We start from the raw sequence: 23,723 nt of genomic DNA, 5'->3' as shown, positions 1-23,723 counted from the left end.
GAAGAAACATGATACTTATAGCTAGGGATCGTACCGTGAATCTGAGCTATTTGCATCTCCAGATCGACAGTTCATCGAGTGATCAGGAAAAAAAGATGAAGGCAGCAGTTGTCACAGATTTCGGCCAGGCGCCCGCCTACGGTGATTTCCGGGAACCCGTCGCGGGTGACGGAGAAACCATCGTGAGGGTTCACGCCGCACCTTTGAGCCCCATCGTCAAGGCCCTGGCGTCAGGCAGGCACTACATGAGCTGCTCCCAGGCAGGCTTCATCCCGGGCGTGGATGGTGTTGGTACTGACCCGCAGGGCCAGCGGGTATATTTCCTGTTCCCCAAAGCCCCCTTTGGCTCGATGGGCGAACTGGCGCTGGTCTCGGACGAAATGATCGTTGCCATCCCCGATGAAATATCGGACGTGCGCGCTGCAGCGGTCGCGACCGGTGGCTTGGCATCCTGGGTCGCCCTGACTCGCAGGGCACCGATTCAGCCTGGCACCACCGTTCTCATCAACGGCGCGACGGGTGCTGCGGGAGGCATGGCCGTGCAGATCGCACGCCATTTCGGCGCGCACAGGATCATCGCGGTTGGTCGCAACAAGACAGCGCTGGATCGGCTCGATGTCGCGTCGCGCATTGCCCTCGACGATCGTGCCGACGAGGCTCTGCGCACGGAATTCGACCGCGGCGTCGATGTCGTTCTCGATTTCCTATGGGGCGAGCCTGCCGCGCGGATCATCGCCGCCGCGACGAAGAATCGTGGTTCGCGAACGGGCGAACCGAGAGTGCGGTTTGTCCAGCTTGGCACCGTCGCCGGCGATGAAATTTCGCTCCGTGGCGATGCTTTCCGCAGTTCGGGGCTTGAACTGATGGGTAGTGGAATCGGCAGCGTTGCCATCCGGGAACTGTTGGCTGGCGCACGCGAACTTCTGATGGAAACAGAGAAGGCCGGATTTGATGCCCCCGTGACAACCCTCCCGCTTACGGCTGTCGCCGAGGCGTGGACCGGTCTCCCGGATGTTCGCTACATCCTGTCACCGGCAGGCCACACACATTGACGCAGGCGAGCAATGTCCGTCCGACTGTTGGCCGGGCGGGCATCATCCTGCACACAGCCGACCGTTTTGAAGATGTCGGTCTCGACCAGGGTCGCGGAAGCGCGCGGCGACAAATTCAAGGAAGTAGGTCACCCGCAGGCGAAGTTCGCCGTCTCGTCGTCAACGGTGCATTCGAGATCCGCGGTGGCGCCGCCAACACCGTCGATGCAATGATCGAGACCGCCGACTGGGATCACCCACCATTACAGCTCGCGCTGGGTAGCACTGCCAATGAGAACATCAGCGCCCGCGCTCACTTTGACCGGGAGCGCTCGAAGGCCGACGAGTCTCGCCTCTTCGGCCGATCAAAAGGAAGATTGAGATCATCGAGCGCAGAGCAATGTTTGTGGCTGGCACCGCCGCGATGGTCCTTTCCGTCGCCACCCCAGTGGCGTTGCTTCGCGCCCCTATATTTCTGGGCCGCAGGGAAAGCTGGTGTTTACGAGCGACCTGCATTTCGTCGAGTTCCTGTACGATCCGCGCATCCCCCGCTTTACGTCGAACGAGTGTGGAGGCGGGACAGACGAGGACAATAGGGGCGCCATAGCAGGCACTCTCGCCTTATATGGCCGATGCACCGTCGATGTGGGCGGCAGTTTCAGCGGAAACACGGCGGAGGATGCGTCTTTCTCAACTGGATCGGGGGTGTTCGTACAACGAACGAACTAAAGATGTTGGTCGAGGGCAATCGGATGATGGAGAACTTTCGCGCCTTGGGGGCGAAGGTGACGATTATCTGGGGGCGTGTGCGCTAGCGCTCCGATGCTATGCAAATGTTACGGCTGGACACTAGGTTTCGCGCTCAACTGCGCTTGTCGGGCCCTTTGTTGCGGCCAGAAGCGGACGCCTGTCGGCCAAGTGTCGGCAACAGGGCCGCGGTCAGCCGCAGGACGCCGACGATGTTCGTCTCGATGACGGAGAGCGTTGTGTCGATGTCGATCGCATCGCCATCCCACGCCTCGAGCCGCGAAATACCGGCATTATTCACGAGCACGTCAAGGTCGGGGAAGCGGGATTGGACGTCTTCGGTCAGACGAGCGATCGCTCTCGGATCCTGCATATCAACAAGCAGGCCATGCATCCCCGGATGCGCAGCGGTGATCTCGTCGATGAGCGCCTGGCGTCGCCCTGCGATGACAACGTGGTTGCCGAGACTGTGGAACGCTTCGGCGAGACCCCGGCCGATGCCGCTGGTGCCGCCGGTTATGAGAATGGTGCGACCAGTCAGATGCATGGTCTGAAACTCCTGTTGTTGTTCGAATGGAGTGCGGGCCTACCCGTCGATGGCGACCTTGAGCGTGTCCTCGCACCACTGGCGAAAGGTTGTCGGCGTTGAATTTTCCGGTGTGCGGGACACTGCCAGGTCGAGGCCCCGATCCTTGGCCCAGGCCATATCCGTCATGCCCTGCGTCATGGCGTCGGACATGCCGAACTGCACGAAGCGCGCCTTGTAGGTGTCGAACCCGATCTGCTGATAGCTGACCGGTATGCCGAGCACGTCGGATATGATCTCGGCCATGTCGTTGAACGAGAGGTCCTCGGGCCCCAGTACCGGAACCTCGCTCTGGCCCGACCAGCTGTCGTCGAGCAGCAAGCGGGTCGCGACAGCGGCGATGTCGCGGGTCGCAACACTCGGAAGTTTGAGATCGCCAGAGATCGGCGAGAAGAACTTGTTCTGATCCCTGATCGCAACCGCCTGACGGGCGATGTTGTCCATGAAGGACGGGTTGGCGAGGCCACGGAATGCGACGCCCGTGCTGGCGATAAGATCGTCCATCGCCAGCGAGCCGGTGACGTAGCCCGCCTCGTTCGCGAAGGGCGAACCGCGCCCGAGCGCCGTGATCGAAACAACGCGCTTGACCCCTTGCTCTTTCACTGCCGCCGCTGCGGGGCGAGTAAAATCGACATAGGCGGCCATGACGGAAGCGGCCTTGGGATCAGCAGGCGCGAGCCAGAACAGCGCGTCGGCGCCCTCGAAGGCCTTGTTCACAACGGCGACGTCGCCATGGGAACCTTCGACAACCTCGGCGCTGTCACGCACTTCGGTCGACAGATGCGATGGATCGCGCGCGATGACCCGGATGGGCGCACCTGACTGAAGAAGGTTCTGAACGACCTGATGGCCAATGTCGCCGGTGGGGGCGGTTACAACGATCATATTTTTTGCTCCGGTGTTTGAAGGCAATGGCGCGGCCCGATCGTCCGCCCTCGGCTGGCCGGACAGGTGCGGCGCCGCCAGTATTGGTGTTCGGGCCGGAAGGTAGGCGGTTGCTTTAGGACGGGCTATGCGCGATGATCCGCCTCATCTTCGCAATCGTCCGAGATGAACCAATGGATCCACTTTCAGACGTCCTTTCTCTGCTGAAGCCGCATGCCTATGTGTCCTCCGGGTTCGACGCCGGCGGCGACTGGGCCGTCCAGTTCGGCGATCAGCACAAGCTCATCAAATGCTATGCGGTCGTGTCGGGTGGTTGCTGGCTCACCGTCGAGGGCACCAGCGACCCGGTGTGCCTGGAGGCTGGCGACTGCTTCGTGCTGCCAACGGGACGCCCCTTCCGACTTGGCAACAGCATCGACGGGCCAGCAGTCCACGCGAGGGAGATATTCCCTCCCGCGCGACGGGGCGGTGTTGTTCAGCTCAATGGCGGCGGCGGACTATTCCTTGTTGGAAGCCGCTTCGGTGTTAGCGGCAATCACGCCGATATGCTCTTGGAGCTGCTTCCTCCAATCGTCCACATTCGCGAGCAACCCGAGCAGGCGGCGCTGCGATGGTCGGTCGAGCAGATGATGAAGGAGCTGCGGAACGGGGATCCTGGTAACGGCCTTGTGGTGCAGCATTTGGCTCATCTCATGCTCGTGCAGGCCCTGCGTGTGCATCTGAACGCGAGCGGCGGTGATCGCGTCGGCTGGTTTTTCACTTTGGCGGACAAGCAGCTTGGCGCCGCGATCAAGGCAATTCATTCCGCTCCCGCTCATCAATGGACTCTGCAAGAACTTGGCGAGATCGCCGGAATGTCGCGCTCGACATTCGCGCTCAGGTTCAAGGAGCGCGTCGGAGAGCCGCCGATGCAGTATGTGGCGCGGTGGCGGATGCTGCTTGCCTGCGACAGGCTGGAGAATTCGAGCGATTCCGTTTCCGCGGTGGCCGTCTCGCTCGGCTATGAATCGGAAAGCGCGTTCAGCACGGCCTTCAAACGCGTCATGGGCTGCTCGCCTCGACAGTATGGACGTTGGCGGAAGGTCAGATCGGAAACCAGTTCCGTTGCTGCAGGCGTGCCGTCCGATCGGCTGCGTCCTGATGCCAACAATGGGAGCCGACGCATCGAGCGCACGGTCGCTGTGGCGGCAGCGGGAGGCCGACCTGGGTGAGGCCAAAGGCGTACATACGCCGCCAACGGCTAGGACTGCGAGGACACGTCGCTATTGCTGAGCGCGTTACCGCTAAGGAACGGCAGACTTTTCGTTGGAGATCCGGTCAATGCCAGCATGGCATTCGCCACCGCGGGCGCGATCGGCGGTACGCCGGGCTCGCCCATGCCGGTCGGCCGGCTGGTGGACTTGATTATATGCGTTTCGACCGCCGGCATCTCGTTCATGCGCAGGACCGGATGGCTGTCAAAATTGGTCTCCTGGACGATCCCGTCCTTCAAGGTCATCGCCCCGTACAGCGCGGCCGACAGGCCGAAGCCGATGCCGCCCTCCATTTGCGCTGCGATCTGGTCGGGCGCGACCGCAATTCCGCAGTCGACGACAGCGACAACGCGGCGCACGATCGGCCGGCCATCCACCAGCCGCACCTCCGCGACCTGGCCGACGATCGTACCGAACGCCTCGGCGATGGCGAGCCCGCGGGCCCAGCCGGCTTCGAGCGGGCTGCCCCAACCTGCCTTGCCACAAAGCTCGTCGAGCACCCGGATCCGCCGCAAATCGCCAGCCTTCTCATAGAGGGTACGCCGATACGCCGCCGGATCTCGATCGGCACGCCGCGCGAGCTGATCGATGACATGCTCCATCACGAAGGCGGTGTGCGCGGCGCCGACAGAGCGCCAGAAGCCGACTACGACCGGAAAGCTCGGACTGAATATCTTGCCGTCTACGGTCGAGGCAGTCGAAAAATAGGGTGAGTTGGTGATCCCCTCAGTCGCCTGAAAATTCGGCCCGATCGGCGTCAAGGCCTGGCAAACGCTGTGGACGCGCCAACGCGCCGGGAAGGCATCGGCCCCCATCTGGACCCAAACGCGATGATGCGACATCGGCCGGTAGTAGCCAGACATCATCTCGTCCTCCCGGCTCCAGATCAGCTTGATGGGACGCCCTTGGATCCGCTTTGCAATCCGTACACATTCGACAAGATAATCGGAAGACATGATGCCGCGGCGGCCGAACGAGCCGCCGGCCGGCACGACTTCGAGGTCGACCTTGCCGGGGATCGTGCGGGCGGCGATCGCCGCCATGACCTGGTCGAGTGTCGCCAGATGGGCGCCTGAGGTGATCGACACGTTCCAGCCTTCCACTTGGGCGACGCAATCGAGCGTTTCCATCGGAGCATGGGCCAGATAGGGGAAATCGAACGCGAACTCGACGACGTCGCCGTCGAAGGGGGCCCCAGGATTTTCGCCCTTGGTTCCGAAGTCGCTCGGCTCCAGGTCGCCCCGCCCGGCCGCAATTTGATGATAATATTCGATGAGCTCCGGGGTTGACCGCATCTCGGCTTCGCCGTCGTTCCACTCGATACGCAGTGCGTCGCGTCCGCGCCTTGCGGCAAATGTCGTCTTCGCCACTACCGCGACACCGGTCTCAATTGCGAAGACGTCGACGACGTCCTTCACCTTCAGCGCGTCAGACGCATCGAACCGCGCCAGCGTTCCGCCGAAACGGGGGCTGTGCGCCACCATCGCAACCAGCATATCGGGACGTTGAATATCCTGAGTGTAGATCACGGCGCCGGTGCTTTTTGCCAGGCTGTCCTTGCGATGCACCCTATCGGTGCCGATCAGACGATAATCCTTAGGCTGTTTGAGCGTGGGCGACTGCGGAGGCGTCTGGCGAGACGCGTCTTCAAGAAGGTCGGCGAACGTCGCAGACTGGTTCGAGCCCGGATGCGACACAACGCCGTCCCGCACCTCGATGGACTGGCTCGAAACATTCCAGCGGTGCGCGGCGGCCGCGACAAACATCGCGCGCGCCGCAGCGCCTGCATTGCGCATTGCGTCCCAATTGCTGGCGATGGCGTTCGACCCCGCCGTCATTTGCAAGCCGTAAGCGCGGAAGTTGTTGCGCGCCTCAATCACGCGCACGCGATCCCAATCCGCGTCGAGTTCCTCGGCGACCATCGCGGCTATGCCGGCATGGATGCCCTGGCCCATCTCCTGCTGCTTGTTGACCACTGTCACCCATCCATCGGAGCCGATGCGAACGAAGGGCCCAAAGGCGCTCGGTTCCGGATCGCTGCCGCCGCCCTGAAGGATCGCGCCAGCGACTTGCATGGGGTGTGTGGCGGTATAGCCGACGATCAGGGCACCGCCGATCAGCGATCCGCCCAGGATCATCCGCCGACGCGTCATACGGAACCCTCGATTGGAGGCCTGTGGCTTGTTCACGGGCGTTTCCTCTTCCGAAAAATGGGCTGGTTCATGCAGGGCATTTTCCGCCGGTATCGAGCCAAGCCTTGATGATTGCCCCGAACTCCGCCTGCGTGCCCGGCGCGGGTTTGCGACCTCCGCCAGGGTGCCAGGCCCAACCAACAAGCGCATCCTCGCTCATGTGCTGAAGCAGCTCCTCGCGGCTCATATGAGAGCGTGCCGGGTCCAGAAGCTGCCGACAGATCTCGCCAAGCGTCTTGCCGTGCCAGGCCATTTCGATCGGTGCGAGCATCCACATTGGGTTTCCGGGCACGCCGGATGACTCGAAATTCGTGGCTCCATGGCATGTCGAGCAGCGGAGCGTCGGCTCTCCGGCGCCATCCGGACCGCGTGATACCCATGGCCTGTGCGGACGCATCGCGTCTGTCTGGGTAGGGCGATCCGTTCGCGGATGACAATTCATGCAGCGTGGGTGCTGGATCACGCGACCCGCTTCCTCGAATAGCGCGATCGAACGCTGGTCCAGATCGGCAATCGCAGCGAACTCCGCCACTGCGCGCAGACGCTCGAGGTCCAACTGCGGCTCGCGGATCTGAATAGCCTGCGTCTGCGGCATGGGCCGAGGATAGAGCGCATAGACGAGCGTTGCCGCGATCATCGCTGCGAATGTGGCGAACAGCCACCGGCCAACGCGAAGACGCCCGCGCCGTGGCTCGGAAGGGGATCGCCGCCACCTCATCGGGCCGTGCCGAGCTGGGCCGCAGCGTCATGGATCGCGGCACGAATCCGGTTGTACGTGGCGCAGCGACAGATGTTGCCGCTCATGGCCACATCGATGTCGCGGTCGGTCGGTGTCTTGAGGGTGCGGAGCAACGCAACGGCACTCATGATCTGCCCGGACTGGCAGAATCCGCATTGCGGGACATCGCGCGCGACCCATGCACCCCGGATCGCCTGCGCCTCGACTCCTTCGATGGATTCGATTGTGGTGATTCGAGCCGAGGCGGCCACCTCCAGGGGGAGCGTACAGGAGCGCGTCGGCGTGCCGTCAACATGCACGGTGCACGCGCCACATTGCGCGACCCCGCAGCCATATTTGGTGCCTGTGAGCTTCAGCGTGTCGCGAAGCACCCAAAGAAGAGGAGTCTGCCCGTCATCTTCGACGTGGTGAACCTGGCCATTGACGGAGATCGCATAGGACATGAACAACTCTCAGGATTTCAACTGTGTCGCCTGAGAGGCTAATCTTTTCTCGCTCAGACCGACACGCGTGATCCTTCAGAAAAATTGCCCATTCCTACAAATTCTTGAATGGCCGCCCGCCGGCAGTGATTGAACAGGAGAGCCCATAGCCGCGATGCCGCGCGGCTATGGGAAGTCGTTCGCCGAGCCAGTTGTGGAGGGCTGCGTTGCCCAAAGAAGGTTTAGATATCCAGAGCTGCCTTCACTCGTTCTGGCGTGAACGGGTAGTGGCGAAGCCGCACACCTCCGGTGAGCCGCGCGACAGCGTTTGCGATTGCCGGGCCGGTGGGTGGAAGACCTGCCTGACCAATGCCGCCAAAAGGACTCCCCGGCGTCGGCACCACGGCTACTTCTATCTCAGGCGCCTCGGACATTCGGATCACCCGGTACGTATCGAAATTCGACTCCTGCACCTCGCCGTCGATGACGTTGATTTGCTCGAACAGCGCATGGCCGGTACCGTTGGTGATACCGGTCATCATCATGGCCTCGATATGGAGAGGCTGGATCGCCACACCGGGATCGATCGCGCACCAGACCTTGTGCACCCGGATGGCGCCGGTGTCCCGGTTGAGCGAGACCTCGGCGACCTGGGCACAATGCGAGCCGAAGGCATCGGAGTAAGCGACGCCGAGCCCCCGGCCGTCTCGCGCCCGGTCCCACTCAGCCATCCGGGCCACGGTCTCGATCACCTTGCGCGCGCGCGGCTGGTCCTTGAGAAGCTCCAGCCGCAACGCGACCGGATCGATGCCTCTGGCGGCGGCGATCTCGTCGACAACGCATTCGATTGCGAACCTCGTATAGCCGACCCCCACGGCGAACCAGAAACCGATGGCGAGACCGTTGTCCTGGCGTAGATATTCTATCTGATGGGCGGGAACAGTATAATTGAACTTCGCACCCTCGGTCACGACGTCGTCGTGGCCGCCTGCTTCTTCGAACACCGGTGGCAAGGTTCGTGCAAAGATCGAATCCGCCACAATGCGGTGACGCCAGCCGACGATGTTCCCCTCGGCATCGAGCCCGACCTTGACGTGCTGCGCCTCGAGCGGCCGGAACTTGTCGTGCCGGACGTCGTCCTCGCGGCTCCAGATGACCTTAACCGGTCGGCCCTCCACGGCTTTGGCCAGCGACACTGCATCGATGATGAAGTCCGCCTCCGCCTTGCGTCCGAAGCCGCCGCCGAGCAGGGTTGTGTTCACCTTGACCTTGTCAGGCGTGGTGCCCACCACCTCTGCTGCGAAGCCCTGTGTGCCCGTCGGACCTTGCGTCGGCGCCCAGATCTCCACCCTGTCGCCGGTCACGAGCGCCGTGGCGTTCATCGGCTCCATGGTCGCGTGGGCGACATGGTCACTCATATAATCGGCTTCTATGACCGTCGTGGCGCCAGCGATCGCGGCCTCGGCGTCACCTTTGGTATGAGCGGGAACGCCTTGCTGGCCAAGGTCGCGGCCGACGGCGCGATACTCGTCGAGCAGCCGCTGGCTGCTATAGTTGCGAACCCTTGACGTCGTGCTCCAGGTCACATTGAGCAGATCTTTCGCGCGCCGCGTGGCTTCAACGGTTTCGCCGACAATGCCGACGCCATACGACAGTGGGACGATATGGGTGATGCCGGGCACATCACGCGCTTCGGCATCGTCGATGGTCTCAGGCCGTTCGTCCTGAACCGGCGCCCGCAGGACCGCCCCGTAGAGCATGTCCGGAAGCTGAACGTCGATACCGAAGACCGCGGTTCCATTGACCTTCGAGGGTACGTCGATGCGCTGGATCGTCCTGCTTCCGATATAGCGCCACCTGTGGCTTTGCTTCAGGTCGGCCTCTGTGGCCTGCGGCAACGGATCCGGAAGTACCGCCCTGGCAGCGATCTCACCGTAGTCCAACGAGCGCCCCGAGGATGGATGCAGAACCCTGTGGGGCTCGGTCTCAAGCTCACTCACTGGCACGTTTAGCATCCCAGCTGCGCCCGCCAGCAGGATTAATCGTGTCTGGGCACCGGTCATGCGAAGCAGCGCATTGTACCCGCGCGTCGACTCGCTGCCGCCGGTAAGCTGAATCCCGTAGAAACCAGGATTGCCGTAGGTTTCCGCGTCGGACGGCGCCTGGACCACCCGCACACGGCTCCAATCCGCATCCAGTTCCTCCGCGACGAGCAGAGGCAGCGTTGTCGTGATGCCCTGGCCCATTTCGACGGCCGGCGAAATAATGCTGACCGTGCCATCCACGCCAATCGTGATCCAGGCGTTGGGACGGAAGTCGCCCTCGGCGGCGGGTGCCATGGCTGCGCCGCTGGCAAGGTCGGGCACGCTCCCGAACGCGACAGCGATGCCGAGGCCGCCGGTCGTGACGAGAAAACTACGTCGCGACAGCACGCGGCTTTGAGGCTGGAGAATCGGGGTCATGGCTCAGCCCTCCCTTGCTGCGCGCTGGATCGCGCTGATGATGCGGACATAGGTCCCGCAACGGCAGATATTCCCGTCCATGTGGTCGACGATCTGTTCGCGGGTGGGGTTGGGCGTGGCGGCAAGAAGGGCGGCCGCCTGCATGATCTGGCCGGATTGGCAGTAGCCGCATTGCGGCACCTGCTCGGCGATCCAAGCCCTCTGCAACGGATGGCTGGAATCCGGCGACAGACCTTCGATCGTTGTGACCTTCCGGCCGGCGACATCCTCCAGGAAAGTCTGACAGGAGCGCATCGGCTCGCCGTCGACGTGGACGGTGCAGGCTCCGCATTGAGCAATTCCACAGCCGAATTTGGTGCCGGTGAGCTTCAGATGTTCCCGGATCACCCAAAGAAGCGGTGTATCCGGTTCGGCGGCGACATTGACCGCTTGTCCGTTGATCGTGAAGGCTGTCATGAATGCTTCTCCTCAATCTGGTGATTGGCTCTCGAGGTAGTTGATGATTGCAGCCCGCTGTGCGCCATCGGGGATGCTGACGGTCATCCGTGTCCCGCGGATCATTTGGCGCGGCGCGGTGAGAAAGGTCTCGAGTGACTGGCGATCCCAGGTGATGCCGGAAGATTGCATCGCCTGGGAATAGTTCGCGCCTTCGACGCTGCCGGCAGTCCGGCCGATAATGCCAAGGAGTGAGGGGCCCATTTTGGTTTGTCCCGGCTCGATGTTGTGGCAGGCGGCGCAACGCTGCCGGAACAAGCGCTCTCCATCTACCTCCTGAGCGGCGGCTGAAGACCCGAGGCACAGTCCGATAGGCAAAATGATTGTAAGCAGAGCGCCCGCCGGTCCTTTGATGCGACCTGCTGCAGGCGCGGTTATGGAATGGATCGTGGTGCAAATCATTGTATCGCCTCCTTAGTCAGGCGATACGATAGTTATGCCCGTGGAAACGATCTATGCTCGGAAATCCGTGATATCTTTTCGATCGTCCGGCATTGATGTTTGATATCTTCGATGGATGCGCTCGCTATTATATCCGGAACGGGTCGTGATCGCCGCAGAAGGTCAGATCATTTGCGAGCATCGTCGCGTCATTGATCGCTCCCACGACAGGCCAGGACAGACGATCTACGACTGGCGGCACTATCTGGCGGTGGTGCAGCGAAAGCCAGGTGCGCTTCGCAATGGCGCACCGTTCGCCAAACTCCCCGATGCATTCCGGACCTTGCAGCAATATCTGCTCAAGAAGCCGGGCGGAGACCGGGAGATGGTCGATATCCTGGCGCTGGTCCTTCAACACGATGAACAGGCCGTCCTGTCGGCTGTCGACATGGCGCTGAAGTCCGGCGTTCCGACCAAGACGCATGTGCTGAACCTGCTGCATCGTCTCGTCGACGGCAAATCCTTCACGCCGCCGACCATTGATGCGCCGCAAGCCCTGACGCTCATCAACGAACCCAAGGCCAATGTCGAACGATACGATGCCCTGAGAAGGACGGAGGCCCGCCATGCGTCATAATCCAGCAAGCGGTGCGATCGTCATCATGCTGCGGCAATTGAAGATGCACGGCATGGCACAAGCCGTCGGGGAGCTGACAGAACAAGGATCGCCAGCGTTCGAAGCCGCCATTCCCGTCCTGTCGCAGCTTCTCAAGGCGGAGACGGCAGAACGAGAAGTACGATCGACCGCCTATCAGCTCAAGACCGCACGCTTTCCGGCCTATCGTGATTTGAACGGCTTCGATTTTGCCAGCAGTGAGATCAACGAGGCACTGGTGCGCCAACTTCACCGCTGCGAGTTCCTCGACGACACCAACAACATTGTCCTGGTCGGCGGCCCCGGCACAGGCAAGACGCACATCGCGACTGCAATCGGCGTCCAGGCCATCGAGCACCACCACAAGCGGGTCCGGTTCTTCTCGACCGTCGAACTGGTCAACGCGTTGGAACAGGAGAAGGCGCAGGGAAGGTCTGGGCAGATCGCAAACCGGCTCGTTCATTCCGATCTCGTCATCCTCGACGAACTCGGATACCTGCCGTTCAGCGCATCAGGCGGTGCGTTGCTCTTCCATCTGCTGAGCAAGCTCTACGAGCGAACCAGCGTCATCATCACGACGAACCTCAGCTTCAGCGAATGGGCCAGCGTCTTCGGCGATGCCAAGATGACCACGGCGCTGCTGGATCGGCTCACCCATTGGTCTGCCCCCTGAAAAGTGATCCTTCTTGAAGTATGGCTATTGAGCCGAGGAAGGACATTGAAATGGCAGGGAAAAGACACAAGGCAGAAGAGATCGTCACGAAGCTCCGTCAGGTTGACGTGTTGAATGCGCAGGGAAAATCGATGGCGGAGGCGATCCGGTCGATAGGCGTGACGGAAGTTACATACTACCGGTGGCGGTCTGAATACGGCGGCTTGAAGGGTGACCAGGTGAAGCGGTTGAGAGAGCTGGAGGCCGAGAATGCCCGGCTCCGGCGTGCCGTTTCCGATCTCACGCTGGACAAGATGATCCTTGCCGAGGCCGCCAAGGGAAACTTCTAAGCCCCGCCCGCCGCCGCGCCTGCGTGGATCATGTCATCGAGGAACTGGGCGTGTCCGAGAGACGGGCCTGCCGAGTTCTCGGTCAGCATCGTTCGACGCAGCGCAAGATCGCCAAGACCCCGGATGACGAAGCAGCGTTGACCGCCGACATCACGGCGCTCGCTCTCCAGTATGGCCGCTATGGCTATCGTCGCATCACTGCGATGCTGCACCAGGCTGGCTGGATCGTGAACGTCAAGCGGGTCGAACGCATCTGGCGGCGGGAGGGGCTGAAGGTGCCGCACAGGCAACCCAAACGCGGTCGGCTGTGGTTGAACGACAGCTCGTGTGTCCGGCTTCGGCCGGAATATCCAAACCATGTCTGGTCCTACGACTTCGTCGAGGATCGCACACACAATGGCAGGAAAATCCGCATGCTCAATGTGATCGACGAGTTCACGCGCGAATGCATTGCCATCAGGGTCGAGAGAAAGCTGAAGGCCGTCGATGTCATCGACGTGCTTTCCGACCTGTTCATCCTGCGCGGCGTCCCGACGCATATTCGGTCCGACAACGGGCCGGAGTTCATCGCCAAGGCATTGCGGGAATGGATCGCGGCGGTGGGTGCCAAGACCGCCTACATCATGCCGGGCAGTCCGTGGGAAAACGGCTATTGCGAGAGCTTCAATTCGAAGCTCCGTGACGAACTGCTCAACGGTGAAATCTTCTACACGCTCAAGGAGGCAAAGATCGTCATCGAAAACTGGCGACGTCACTACAACACCGTGCGGCCGCACTCATCGCTGGGCTACAGGCCACCGTCTCCCGAAGCCTCTGTTTGGCCTCGCCAAAACGGACCGGCATCAACGCCAGCGGTGGCCAGCAGGCCAAGCATGCACTAACATTCCAACCGGATCACCCCATGGGGGCAGGCCAGAGGTTGTTCGCCATTCTCGAAGCGATCGATAAGTCCCAGCGCAGCGTTTATCTTATCCGCTGTGATGCCGATCATGGTTCGGGCTCCGGTCAACGATTGGCTCCTTCGCGTTTGCCATCAAAGTGAAGGCTTGTCCGCGGTTGAGTTGAGATGGGCCTCCAACTCCTGAATGCTGGTCATGACCGACGCAAATTCAGGCGGCGTCCCAAATATCATGGCGGACATTTTTTCGTAGTCGGTTTCGAGTTTCTTGCGCATCTCGGGCGTAGGCACCAGCCGGAAACTACCGGGCACGGCTCGATCATATCGATGGTCCGGTGCGCGAAACATTAGCTCTTTATGCCGGCGGCAAGCCTCAGCGAGGTCAAGCATCGATGCAGTGGCCTTGCCGTAGTCGGGATTCGTCCAAATTTGATGAACATCGTAGTAGTGGCGCGAGTATCGATTGAGGTCTGGAACTTTCAGCTCAGGACTATTCTGCATGCTTCGTTTTTCCGTCATCTCCGTCATCGCGTGAAGGATCAGAACTTTCTCCCAGAAAGTGCGCTCCGGCTTGACGGTCGCTACATTCTGGACCGTCAGGTCAGTGCCCTTTCGCATTTCCGAGGCAGCGTATGGAATGATCTCTCGCTTCTCGGCCGGAACCGGATCCGGGCGTGCCCCGCCTTCGATGCGCACTGCCGCTTCGACATAACCGCCGCTCGTGTCAAAGACGCTCATGTATCCCAGAACCAGTACATCGAGCGCCTCCTTCTTTCGGTAGAGATCGTATCCGAAGTCGAGCGAGAAATGTCCTGGTTGTTCGGTCTCTCCCTCGACCGCGGCGATTTCCTCATCGAGCAAGCGCTTGAGCGGTCCGGACATATAATGGCGTGCTGCCTCGTCCACTTGCTCGGCCAGAGCCTTCTGCTGCTGATTGACGGAGGGAAGGGCTGCGATATCGGCTTCCAGCGGAACTTTTAGATCTGCCTTGTAGATGCCGATGTCGATGTCTTCGGAGAAACGCTTTATCAGGCCATATGCCTTGCTGAGGCTGGTGCCGCCTTTAAAGTAAAGACCGATAGGATCGTCCCTTCGCCGGTTGAACAGGAAGTCCAGCACCCAGCAGACGTACAGATCCTTTTCGATATTCTCGGCCCGCGTCTCCAGATCGGACGCAACGGCGGAGAATAGTGCTCTCCTCTCGTCAGCGCTTGAGCGAAGGATATCAACGAAACTCTGGCGCATGTTCATCCATTCCCTCGCGGCCCGGCGGAATGCTTCCGTCTTCCTGGGGCGGCGGATCGGCAGTTATGGTCTCCACAGCCTGGTACATCCAGGCTGGGATGGCATGGATGTTCTCGCGCAGATCCTCGACGATCGGCTGCCTGTGGGGGCTTCGTGTCAGGTAGCGGACGATACCATCGACAACTGCCTCCAAATTGGAGCGCTCGTCGCGAAACCAATGGAGGGCCTGGATCACTCGCATTGCCGGCCGGCCCGCCCAAAAAGCGGTCTTTGCCGAAATGCGCTTGAAGTCCAAGATGTAGATAACCGGCTTCGTGGCCGCGGCATCGCCGGCATTGGCCTCGATCTCGATGGTTCGGGGATATGTGTCCGCATAGATTGTAGACCTGGCGGGGACGGCCGTCGTCAGGCCAAGATCATTGGCAGCCGTCATGCCATCGACGCAAACACGAAGCTTGTCACGTCGTGCGATGGCATCAATGAATGAGGCCCGTGGTGGAAACACCATCTTGCCGGTCAGCTGGCTGATAGCTGGCTTGTCGTAAAGACCACGATGAGGGCGGCGGATTTTGCCGCGATTGGTCAGCCTCTGCAGGGCTTTTTCGACGGCATTAGGGGTTGCGATGTCGAGAAAATCGGAACGCGACCAAACGCCCGAAGGTGCCGCACCGGCGATCCTTTGGTGAATGCGTTCCAGAGTGTCCGATGTGGGATCCGGCATAACCATCCTACCTTGTGACCGAAGATTATATATAAATTTTGGTCACTGGCAACGACTCGTGTTCTACTGACCAATTTTTATATCGAAATATCGGTCAGTATAATGACTGCTCACGCTTTCATATAGTGCTTTTGAAAAGCTGTGGTCAGGCCTTTGTCGTTCGTCTGCTTGCACACGGCAAGGATAGCCGGAGCGAGTTTCAAGTCGAGAGTATATCGGCTCGGCTTGACCGCTTTCTTTGCGACGTCGAACATTTCCAATGCCTCCGCAGAAAGTGACCCCGTCGCCCAGAATTCAAAATGGACTTTCAGGTTTTTCCAATCTGGATGGTTTTTGATGGCACTGAAAGCCGTCGGCACGTTGTGCTGTAGCCATCGCTTGAATTCACTGTCCGGGATTTCGCCGTAGGGACTGTAGCCTTTGCACTCGAAGAGGTGAATTGATGCATTGCCATTGATCGCCACGACATCCACCTCGGCCTGCTTCTTGTTCGCATCATCTTTGAAGATGCGGTTCATCTTGATATCCCAGGAGATAGTTTTCCGGACTATGTCGGCTGCGAGGTACTCGAACAGCGTACCGCGAAGTTGTGTGGACGCCCCTTCGATCTTACCAAGCTTGCTGAAAAGTTCGTCGAACCTCGCGGGGTCGATTGCAGATGTTGCGGCTTGACGCAGAACGCTGGTCAGCTCCTTCAGCCCAGCGGCGATTTCGTCTCCAAACAGATTTCCCGGTGTCGCCGCTATAATCCCGTTCTGCTTGGCAAGCATGAACGCGTCATGCGAATAGGAATCGGCGACGAACATCTGGATGGTAGGCCCGACGTTACGCAGTGCACGCAGCGAATGGCATTTTTGAAGAAACGGCCGAATCCCCCCAACGCCGACCTCTTCGCCGAGAAGAATATCGCAGGCAAGAAATCCCGGCTTCTGTTTGCCGTCGTCACCTTTCGTCAGAAAGCTCAGATAAGATGGCGCCGTTAGATCCCACGCAAACGTGCCCACCCTTGGCAGTGTCTCTCCGTCACGTGTGGACACCTTTTCGTAACTGACGAGACCGAGTTTCCTGCTCCAATCACTAATGGCCTTGAGCAGTACGGACTCGGTAATTAGCCTCGCTCGGACATCTTGCGCCAAGAATTCGTAACGGCCCTCGTATTGGCTGAACACGATGCATTCACCAATGCCGCTGACAAGAACCTTGTCCAGAAGTTGCGCCTGCTTTAGTCGATTGAAGATCGTATCAGGTGACAGATGCCGTGCCTGCATCATCGGAGCACCACAAGCGATCGCAAAGTGCTTCACGGGAATAAGCCCACCACGTTGCAAGATCGACTCGATCGCCAATCCATATGCCGACCGTGTTCTGATCAGCGCCTCGACGAGTTTCTCCCAATATTGTGGCGAGCCGTACTGCTGCTGCAGATAGATGAAGCGGGCCTTTCGGGGGAAGGTGATATATGCGAGACGCTTGACTGCGGTTCGTGTTCTCGAGACCCGTTGCCTAGCAGCATCCGGTTTCAAACCGTGGTTGTCGATCAGGAATTGTGCCACATCGCTTGTAAGCGAGGGGCCATGAGCCGACAGATAATCCAGAACTGCATCACTCATAGGGAAAATCTCGCTGTCACACAGCGCTATTAATAACTTACGTACATGATAGCCAGAAGCCTTTTTTCGCGTTCCAAGCTATGCCATTGTTTTGTAACATGAAAATAGCATATTTAATGAACGCTTTCTTCCGTTGATGTCACAGTCGATGAAGTCATGGCTGAATTTCGGTCCGATTTCTCGGTCGATAATGGCACCATCACCTTCTGGCGCGGCGACTTCGATCGGCCGATTTACACCAGCGGACTAACGCGGCTGCGGAATTGGCAACGCGTTAGCCTGGGAGCGCGTGCCGATGCACAGTCCCAGAGCATGTAGATTATTGAAGCAGCTTCGCCTTGATCGCCTGTCCGACAATGGTCAACTGCAGCACCGGTTCGCCGCGGATGAAGCTTTCCTCGACCAGCTCCATCTTTTCCAGCCGCTCGACGAGCTTCTCCGACAGCCGCTTGTTACCCACGAGCCAACCGCGGCCTACTTTTCTTTGCCGCCGAAAAAATGCGATCGCTCTCAGCGCTTCTTCTTGCGTCCGCGTGAGGTTACGTAGCGTCTCCCCGGCGGCTGGATGGTCTACCGTGTTTTGCATGGTCACAACTCTCCATCTCTGTTTGATGGCTTATCGGCGCCGGGCCAATCGTTGGAAGGCTCCTCTATCGGTTCGTCTGCCGGATCAGGATCACGATCATAGGCGAGCTGTCGCTTTGCCAGGACGTCCTGCAGCGTCTCTATGACACGCGCCGTTCCATGGCCCTCACTAGCGAAACGATCGATGATCTCGGCGACAACATCATCCAGTTGCTGAAACAGTCGTTCCGGATTTTTCTCGGTCATGAACAACCCTCTCGATCAGGCACCGATCCGGCGTTGCTTCCAGTCCTTATACGGTGCCAGCAGCTGGCCGGGGAAGCGGTCCTCTATAGCCGTTTCCACCATCGCGATCTGAGCGAACACATCGCTGTCATCGCGATTTTCGAGAGCGATGCTCTCGCTTGCTTCTTCAAGCTTCTGCATCATTGCAAACACTTCCTCGTCCGTCATCGCCGCCAAGCGATCCGCGAACTCTGCGGCATCGAATTCTGATTGAGCGGGCATTACGACTCTCCCATGTTTTCGCCAACGGCTATCACCGAGTATGGTGCGCTAGGTAACGGCACCCTGTATCTTTGGGATATGCTATCCATCATCCAGTTCAATCCAGACTGGGGCATGGTCGCTGGTGTGCTCCCATGCACGGGCGAACTTGTCCACGCCGCAGGTCTGCAGCCTTTCCCGCAGTGACGGACTGAGAAGAAAATGGTCGATGCGAAGGCCTGCATCGCGGGCGAAGGCGTTGCGGAAATACTTCCAGAACGTATAGATCCGCTCTTCCGGATGCAGCAGCCTGACAGCGTCCGTCCAGCCCATGGCAATGAGCTCGGCATAGGCGGCCCGTACTTCCGGCCGAAACAGGGCATCGTCTCGCCAGCGCTCCGGCTTGTAGACGTCGAGGTCTGTCGGCATGACGTTGAAGTCTCCGACAAGGGCGACCGGCACATCGAGCTCAAACAGTTCCGCCGCGTAGGAATGCAGCCGCCCGAACCAGCGGAGTTTGTAGTCGAATTTCGGCCCAGGTGCCGGATTGCCATTTGGAAGATAGAGGCAGCCGACGTTCATGCCATCGATGGCCGCCTCGATATAGCGGCTATGGCTATCGTCGGGATCGCCCGGTAAGCCGCGGCGCGTCTCATGCGGCTCCTGGTCCCGGGCTAGGATCGCCACACCATTCCAGGATTTTTGACCATGCCAGATGGCGCCATAGCCTGCCCGCTCGATCTCGCGGCGCGGAAACTTTTCATCCGGCGCCTTGAGTTCCTGCAGACAGACGACATCAGGCTTCGCTTCGGCCAGCCACCGCAGCAGGACGTCGAGGCGACCGTTGATGCCGTTGACGTTATAGGTGGCGAGCTTCACCGGCGTTGTCGTCAGTGTTTGCGATCGCCGCTGTCGCCCTGGCCGGGCTTCGCATCATGCTTCGCGTCGCGACGGGCATCGGCGGACAGCGATCGCGAGACGTCGACGCTCTCCTTGAACTTGCCTTCCTTGTCACGGCGGACATAGCGCTTGTCGGTTCCGGTATCGATCAGTTCGCGTTTGCTCATGGCAGGACTCCTCCAGGGTTGCTGTACAGGGAAACGCGCGTGATCGCGAAAAGATGCACCGGAATCAACAGCCTAGCGCAGACTCGCAAAACGAGCGCCCCAATCGGCCTAAGTCATTGAAAAATGATTCGTTTCGACTCGGAACAATTACATGTCGATTCGCTTGAATCGCATTGGTTGTGTCAGGAGTTTTGCGTCATGGTCGCCCCAAGAGCGAATTGGAAAGGCTTCATCAAATTCGGAGAGGTTGCCTGTCCGGTGGCCCTCTACACCGCGGCTTCTTCGTCGGAACGCATTGCGTTCAATACGCTCAATCGCAAAACCGGAAACCGCGTCAAGCGCGAGTTCGTCGATAGCGAGACCGGCGATCCCGTCGAGCGAGACGACCAGGTCAAGGGCTACGAGATCGAAAACGGCCAGTACATCATCCTCGAGCCGGACGAAGTGGCGGCCGCCGTTCCTGATAGCGACAAGACCCTCAAGATCGACGCCTTCATCCCCTGCAACGAAATCGACGACGTCTATTTCGACAAACCTTATTACCTTGCTCCCGACAAAATGGGCACCGATGCCTTCGTGCTTTTGCGCGACGGCATGAAGAAGGCCAAGGTCGCGGCGATCGCGCGCACGGTCCTTTTCCGCCGCATGCGCACAGTGTTGATCAGGCCGCACGGCAAAGGTCTGATCGCCACGACGCTCAACTTCGATTATGAAGTCCGATCGTCTCAGGAGGCCTTCGAGGAACTCCCGGACCTCAAGATCGAAGGCGAAATGCTGGAGCTTGCCGAGCATATCATTGGCACCAAGAAGGGAAGCTTCGATGCCCGCACATTCGATGATCGTTATGAAGCTGCCGTCGCGGAGCTGGTGAAAGCGAAAATCGAGGGGAGGGCGCTCCCGAAGAAGAAGGCGCCGGCCGCGTCGAAACCCAGCGATCTTCTGCAGGCACTCAGAGAGAGCGCCGGCATAGGTGGGAAGAAGGCCGAGCCGAAACGAGCGGCTGCCAATGTCAACAAGGGCACGTCGCGCCAGAAGGCCGCCAAGCCCGCCGCTGCCAAAACCAAGTCTGCGGCATCGCAGACCCGCCGCGCAGGTTGATCGGAGGAAAACATGGCTGTCCGTCCTTATTGGAAAGGCTATCTCAAACTATCGCTGGTCACCTGCCCCGTGCAGATGATGCCAGCGACCTCCGAGAACGAAAAGGTTCGCTTTCACACGCTGAACCGTGAAACCCAGAACCGCGTCGTCAGCCACTATGTCGATTCTGTCACCGGCAAGGAGGTCAAGGACGAAGACGAGGTCAAAGGCTACCAGCGCGGCGAGAACGAATACATCATGCTGGAAGACGAAGAACTGGAAAACGTCGCGCTCGACAGCACCAAGACAATCGACATCTCGACCTTTACGCCGCGCGACAGTGTTGAATGGATCTGGCTCGACACGCCCTATTATCTGTCTCCCAACGATCCTGTCGGACAGGAAGCCTTCTCCGTCATCCGCGACGCGATGGAAGCCCAGCACATGGTCGGTATCTCGCGGCTGGTGATCTCACGCCGGGAACGCGCCGTCATGCTGGAGCCACGCGGCAAGGGTATTGTCCTTTGGACCTTGCGCTACGGGGATGAAGTCCGTGACGAGGATACCTATTTCGCAGGCATCGACGACGACGAGACGGCGGATTCCGATATGATGCCTTTGGTGCAGCAGTTGATCAAGAAGCAGACGAAGCATTGGGATGCCAAGATGGTGATCGACCCGGTGCAGGACCGGCTGCTCGATATCATCGCCGCCAAGAAGAAGGCGATGAAGAAGCCGGCAAAAGCCAAGCCGCAAGCGCCGGGGAAAGCCACGCCAAGCAACGTCATCAACATCATGGATGCCTTGAAAAAGTCGGTCGCCGCCGAAACCCGGACGGGCAAATGAAAAGATCCGCCAAGCCCCTGCTGCAGGACGACAGCTTCACTGCAAAATCGCAGCCGCGTCGAAAGCGCGATCCGGCGCAGCCGATCCTTCCCTTCGATCCGATGCCCGATCGGGTTGAGCCATGCCTTGCCTTGCTAAAGGCAGCTCCACCGGTCGGACCGGATTGGTCATACGAGATAAAGTGGGACGGGTACCGTCTGGCGATCCACATCGAGCCGAAGGGCGTGCGGATCATCACGCGGGGCGGCCATGACTGGACACATCGCTTTCCCGCGATTGCGGCAGCTGCCAAAGAGCTCGGGATTGGAACCGCGATTCTCGATGGAGAAGCCGTCGTGCTCAATGCGCAAGGCCGCTCCGACTTCGGCGCCCTTCAGCGATCGCTCGGCGGACGCGGCGGTAAACGAACCTCTACCGAGTCCGTTCTCTTTGCTTTCGATCTCCTGTATTTCGACGGACATGATCTGACGAAGACCGAACTCTCGGTCCGCCGGCATCTCCTGACAGATCTGCTCGACGGAGCCGTTGGCGCGATACAGCTTTCCGAGGAGGTGCAGGGTGACGGCGCCGAGCTCCTAGAAAACGCTCGTTCGCTTGGATTGGAAGGCATTATCGCCAAGCATCGGGACAGCCCATATCGATCCGGGCGAACAGGCGACTGGCTGAAGATCAAATGTATTCAGAGTGAAAGCTTCATGATCGTCGGCTACGAACAGTCAGCCGCCGCGCGAGGCGGGATCGGTAGTCTGTTGCTGGCTGCCCGGCGCGGCCATGATTGGATCTATGTCGGCGCCGTCGGCACGGGCTTCAAGGAAAAGGATGCGACCTATCTGAAGAAGACGCTCGACATGCTGAAAACTCGAACGCCGGTCGTTCCACTCAAGGGCAAGAACTATGTTTTTGCGCAGCCGACGCTGATCGCCGAGATCGAGTTCCGCGGCTGGACGGACGACGGAAACCTCCGTCACGCCTCCTACAAAGGGCTTCGCGAAGTCCAGGATAATGCTGCTGTTTACGCGCTCGATTGAGTGCCTTCCGCAGCCCCAAAAAAGGTCAAAATTTTTTTCTGACCGTAGTCTTGAATCCGAAAATCTCAGAAACCAAATCGATTGCTGCCAGCCGCTGATGAAAGGGCTGGCCTTGCTGGAGGCGCCGTCTTTCGGCGCTTCCGTACCCATGTTGCTTCAAGGAGGATATGGCTATGGCAACATCTTACGACTATGCACCGCTCTACCGTTCGAGCGTCGGATTCGACCGGGTTTTCAATCTTCTAGAAAACGCCCAGCGCGCTCGCTCGATCAGCGACTGGCCGCCCTATGACATCGTCAAGACCGGTGATGACAGCTACCGGATCTCGATTGCTGTGGCAGGCTTCGCCCTGGACGATCTCGACATCACCTTCCAGTCCAACCTTCTGACAGTCACCGGCAAGAAGCAGGAAGCTTCCTCAGATGGCTACCTGCATCGCGGCATTGCCGGGAGGCCGTTCGAACACCGCTTCGAACTTGCCGACCATGTGCGGGTGAACGGCGCCGATCTGCAAAATGGTCTCCTGTCGATCGATCTGGTGCGTGAGATCCCCGAGGCACTGAAGCCGCGAAAAATTACCATCGAAAGCGCCCCAGCTTTGGCATCTGCAGCTCCGGCACAGATCGAAGCGCAGAAGGCGGCTTAATCGACACTGTCCCTCAACAAGGGCGCCGTCGCGACGGCGCCCATCGACATTCCGGGTTGGGAAGGAGAGAACGATGAAACCCGATATGTTCAGACAGCCTGTTTCCATTCTAGTCGGCCTCGGCTTTCCGGCAGAGGTTCGCGGCGTGATGGACGCCTACCGGCATCTTTCCGAGTGGCCGGCCTCAAACCGGGACACCGCGCATTCGATCGCGCTCAAGGCATGCAGTGCTGCGTTGCGCGGTGAGATCGAAGCAGAGACCGCGCGCGGGCTCTTCGCCGCCTTCGCCGAGAAACATGATCTGCTGGCGCCGGAAACCAACGTGATCACCGCCTCGCGCTTGCGGCGAGACAAGGATCCGCACGTGTTGTGAGGTGGTCGGATGATGCACGATTTGCTTCAGCAGGCGGCCAGCAACGCTATGGCGATGGGACCAACGGTCCTGCTTCAGGGCATGCAGCTTCGGCGACCGATCGACGTGGTGAGAGCGCCGGCCCTTTCCGTCGATGACAAGCGCGCGATCCTCGCAGCATGGGCGTCGGACTTTTACGCCGTCGATTCCAAGCCAGGACTCCGTCAGCTACCGGGAACAACTCCTGTCTCGATCGATGAGGTGCAGGCTGCCCTGAAAGAACTCGATCAGCGCTACGGTTTTTGATGGCT

26 protein-coding genes and 1 pseudogene are annotated in these 23,723 nt (G+C 59.8%); 11 read left to right on the top strand and 16 right to left on the bottom strand.

The features are described from left to right. Window positions 1-35 precede the first annotated feature (35 nt). Entirely contained in the window at window positions 36-1,052 is a 1,017-nt protein-coding gene (locus LQK81_RS23185; RefSeq protein ID WP_230808780.1) for a quinone oxidoreductase family protein, read from the top strand. An 841-nt stretch (window positions 1,053-1,893) separates the two neighbouring features. Here LQK81_RS23185 and LQK81_RS23180 read toward each other — a convergent pair. Together LQK81_RS23180 and LQK81_RS23175 are read right to left on the bottom strand one after the other, a co-directional pair. Then, entirely contained in the window at window positions 1,894-2,325 is a 432-nt protein-coding gene (locus LQK81_RS23180) for an SDR family NAD(P)-dependent oxidoreductase (RefSeq protein ID WP_230808779.1), read from the bottom strand. A 39-nt stretch (window positions 2,326-2,364) separates the two neighbouring features. Beyond that, window positions 2,365-3,249, bottom strand: coding sequence for an NmrA family NAD(P)-binding protein (locus LQK81_RS23175; RefSeq protein ID WP_230808778.1), 885 nt, complete (start codon window positions 3,247-3,249; stop codon window positions 2,365-2,367). 173 nt (window positions 3,250-3,422) lie between these two features. Here LQK81_RS23175 and LQK81_RS23170 point away from each other — a divergent pair, with 173 nt between their 5' ends. Continuing rightward, the gene (locus tag LQK81_RS23170) at window positions 3,423-4,460 is read left to right on the top strand and encodes an AraC family transcriptional regulator (protein ID WP_230808817.1); all 1,038 of its coding nucleotides are present in this window, start codon (window positions 3,423-3,425) and stop codon (window positions 4,458-4,460) included. 29 nt (window positions 4,461-4,489) lie between these two features. On the opposite strand, the gene LQK81_RS23165 is transcribed toward LQK81_RS23170, so the two are convergent. The 6 genes from LQK81_RS23165 to LQK81_RS23140 form a co-directional block, all read right to left on the bottom strand. Then, a complete protein-coding gene (locus tag LQK81_RS23165) occupies window positions 4,490-6,691 on the bottom strand; it encodes a xanthine dehydrogenase family protein molybdopterin-binding subunit (protein ID WP_230808777.1) in 2,202 nt (733 codons plus the stop codon). Between the two features lie 31 nt (window positions 6,692-6,722). Next, entirely contained in the window at window positions 6,723-7,331 is a 609-nt protein-coding gene (locus LQK81_RS23160) for an Isoquinoline 1-oxidoreductase subunit (protein ID WP_230808776.1), read from the bottom strand. Between the two features lie 77 nt (window positions 7,332-7,408). Continuing rightward, on the bottom strand, window positions 7,409-7,876 hold the full coding sequence (locus LQK81_RS23155) for a (2Fe-2S)-binding protein (protein WP_230808775.1): 468 nt from the start codon (window positions 7,874-7,876) through the stop codon (window positions 7,409-7,411). A gap of 221 nt (window positions 7,877-8,097) precedes the next feature. Then, a complete protein-coding gene (locus LQK81_RS23150; protein ID WP_230808774.1) occupies window positions 8,098-10,317 on the bottom strand; it encodes a xanthine dehydrogenase family protein molybdopterin-binding subunit in 2,220 nt (739 codons plus the stop codon). Window positions 10,318-10,320: 3 nt separating this feature from the next. Further along, window positions 10,321-10,773: a (2Fe-2S)-binding protein gene (locus LQK81_RS23145; protein WP_114440448.1), complete on the bottom strand. Its 453-nt coding sequence runs from the start codon at window positions 10,771-10,773 to the stop codon at window positions 10,321-10,323. Between the two features lie 12 nt (window positions 10,774-10,785). Next, window positions 10,786-11,214 (bottom strand): c-type cytochrome, encoded by a 429-nt coding sequence (locus LQK81_RS23140; RefSeq protein WP_230808773.1) that lies wholly within the window; start codon window positions 11,212-11,214, stop codon window positions 10,786-10,788. A 127-nt stretch (window positions 11,215-11,341) separates the two neighbouring features. Here LQK81_RS23140 and LQK81_RS23135 point away from each other — a divergent pair. The 3 genes and pseudogenes from LQK81_RS23135 to LQK81_RS23125 form a co-directional block, all read left to right on the top strand. Then, window positions 11,342-11,830: pseudogene (locus LQK81_RS23135) on the top strand (IS21 family transposase); the annotation flags it as partial. Then, window positions 11,820-12,521 carry an IS21-like element helper ATPase IstB gene (istB, locus tag LQK81_RS23130; RefSeq protein WP_442967178.1) on the top strand — a complete coding sequence of 234 codons (702 nt, stop codon included), beginning with the start codon at window positions 11,820-11,822 and terminating at the stop codon, window positions 12,519-12,521. The pseudogene LQK81_RS23135 and the gene istB, both read left to right, overlap by 11 nt. Window positions 12,522-12,571: 50 nt before the next feature. Next, window positions 12,572-13,731, top strand: a protein-coding gene (locus LQK81_RS23125; RefSeq protein ID WP_230808772.1) for an IS3 family transposase whose coding sequence is annotated in 2 segments (ribosomal slippage) — window positions 12,572-12,836 and window positions 12,836-13,731 — 1,161 coding nt in all. Because the reading frame shifts where the segments join, the coding sequence is not laid out codon by codon here. 152 nt (window positions 13,732-13,883) lie between these two features. Here the strand turns inward: LQK81_RS23125 and LQK81_RS23120 are convergent. The 8 genes from LQK81_RS23120 to LQK81_RS23085 all read right to left on the bottom strand — a co-directional run bounded on the left by LQK81_RS23120 (window position 13,884) and on the right by LQK81_RS23085 (window position 19,462). Continuing rightward, window positions 13,884-14,993, bottom strand: a complete 1,110-nt coding sequence (locus tag LQK81_RS23120; RefSeq protein ID WP_230808816.1) for a nucleotidyl transferase AbiEii/AbiGii toxin family protein — start codon at window positions 14,991-14,993, stop codon at window positions 13,884-13,886. Next, window positions 14,974-15,714 carry a DUF6088 family protein gene (locus LQK81_RS23115; protein WP_230808771.1) on the bottom strand — a complete coding sequence of 247 codons (741 nt, stop codon included), beginning with the start codon at window positions 15,712-15,714 and terminating at the stop codon, window positions 14,974-14,976. Before LQK81_RS23115 ends, LQK81_RS23120 begins: the two co-directional genes overlap by 20 nt. A 110-nt stretch (window positions 15,715-15,824) precedes the next feature. Next, the gene (locus LQK81_RS23110) at window positions 15,825-17,324 is read right to left on the bottom strand and encodes a hypothetical protein (RefSeq protein WP_230808770.1); all 1,500 of its coding nucleotides are present in this window, start codon (window positions 17,322-17,324) and stop codon (window positions 15,825-15,827) included. 319 nt (window positions 17,325-17,643) lie between these two features. After that, entirely contained in the window at window positions 17,644-17,910 is a 267-nt protein-coding gene (locus LQK81_RS23105; protein WP_230808769.1) for a hypothetical protein, read from the bottom strand. 2 nt (window positions 17,911-17,912) lie between these two features. Further along, entirely contained in the window at window positions 17,913-18,155 is a 243-nt protein-coding gene (locus LQK81_RS23100; RefSeq protein ID WP_230808768.1) for a hypothetical protein, read from the bottom strand. 15 nt (window positions 18,156-18,170) lie between these two features. Then, complete coding sequence (locus LQK81_RS23095; RefSeq protein WP_112964613.1) at window positions 18,171-18,416, bottom strand: hypothetical protein; 246 nt, start codon at window positions 18,414-18,416, stop codon at window positions 18,171-18,173. 81 nt (window positions 18,417-18,497) lie between these two features. Then, on the bottom strand, window positions 18,498-19,274 hold the full coding sequence (xth, locus tag LQK81_RS23090; RefSeq protein WP_230808767.1) for an exodeoxyribonuclease III: 777 nt from the start codon (window positions 19,272-19,274) through the stop codon (window positions 18,498-18,500). Between the two features lie 11 nt (window positions 19,275-19,285). Beyond that, window positions 19,286-19,462: a hypothetical protein gene (locus tag LQK81_RS23085; RefSeq protein WP_230808766.1), complete on the bottom strand. Its 177-nt coding sequence runs from the start codon at window positions 19,460-19,462 to the stop codon at window positions 19,286-19,288. Between the two features lie 198 nt (window positions 19,463-19,660). Between LQK81_RS23085 and ku (LQK81_RS23080) the strand changes: the two genes are divergently transcribed. The 6 genes from ku (LQK81_RS23080) to LQK81_RS23055 all read left to right on the top strand — a co-directional run bounded on the left by ku (LQK81_RS23080) (window position 19,661) and on the right by LQK81_RS23055 (window position 23,718). After that, the gene (ku, locus tag LQK81_RS23080; protein ID WP_230808765.1) at window positions 19,661-20,560 is read left to right on the top strand and encodes a non-homologous end joining protein Ku; all 900 of its coding nucleotides are present in this window, start codon (window positions 19,661-19,663) and stop codon (window positions 20,558-20,560) included. Between the two features lie 12 nt (window positions 20,561-20,572). Then, window positions 20,573-21,385, top strand: a complete 813-nt coding sequence (ku, locus tag LQK81_RS23075) for a non-homologous end joining protein Ku (protein ID WP_230808764.1) — start codon at window positions 20,573-20,575, stop codon at window positions 21,383-21,385. Next, window positions 21,382-22,413 carry a non-homologous end-joining DNA ligase gene (gene ligD / locus LQK81_RS23070; protein ID WP_230808763.1) on the top strand — a complete coding sequence of 344 codons (1,032 nt, stop codon included), beginning with the start codon at window positions 21,382-21,384 and terminating at the stop codon, window positions 22,411-22,413. Before ku (LQK81_RS23075) ends, ligD begins: the two co-directional genes overlap by 4 nt. 173 nt (window positions 22,414-22,586) lie before the next feature. Next, window positions 22,587-23,060, top strand: a complete 474-nt coding sequence (locus tag LQK81_RS23065; RefSeq protein WP_093002095.1) for an Hsp20 family protein — start codon at window positions 22,587-22,589, stop codon at window positions 23,058-23,060. 73 nt (window positions 23,061-23,133) lie between these two features. Further along, complete coding sequence (locus LQK81_RS23060) at window positions 23,134-23,433, top strand: DUF982 domain-containing protein (RefSeq protein ID WP_230808762.1); 300 nt, start codon at window positions 23,134-23,136, stop codon at window positions 23,431-23,433. A 9-nt stretch (window positions 23,434-23,442) separates the two neighbouring features. Next, on the top strand, window positions 23,443-23,718 hold the full coding sequence (locus LQK81_RS23055) for a hypothetical protein (RefSeq protein ID WP_230808761.1): 276 nt from the start codon (window positions 23,443-23,445) through the stop codon (window positions 23,716-23,718). Window positions 23,719-23,723 lie beyond the last annotated feature (5 nt).

It is taken from the genome of Rhizobium sp. GN54, assembly GCF_021026345.1.
In the GTDB taxonomy this organism is placed as follows: Bacteria; Pseudomonadota; Alphaproteobacteria; order Rhizobiales; family Rhizobiaceae; genus Mycoplana.
This window is presented reverse-complemented; position numbering and strand designations above follow the sequence as displayed.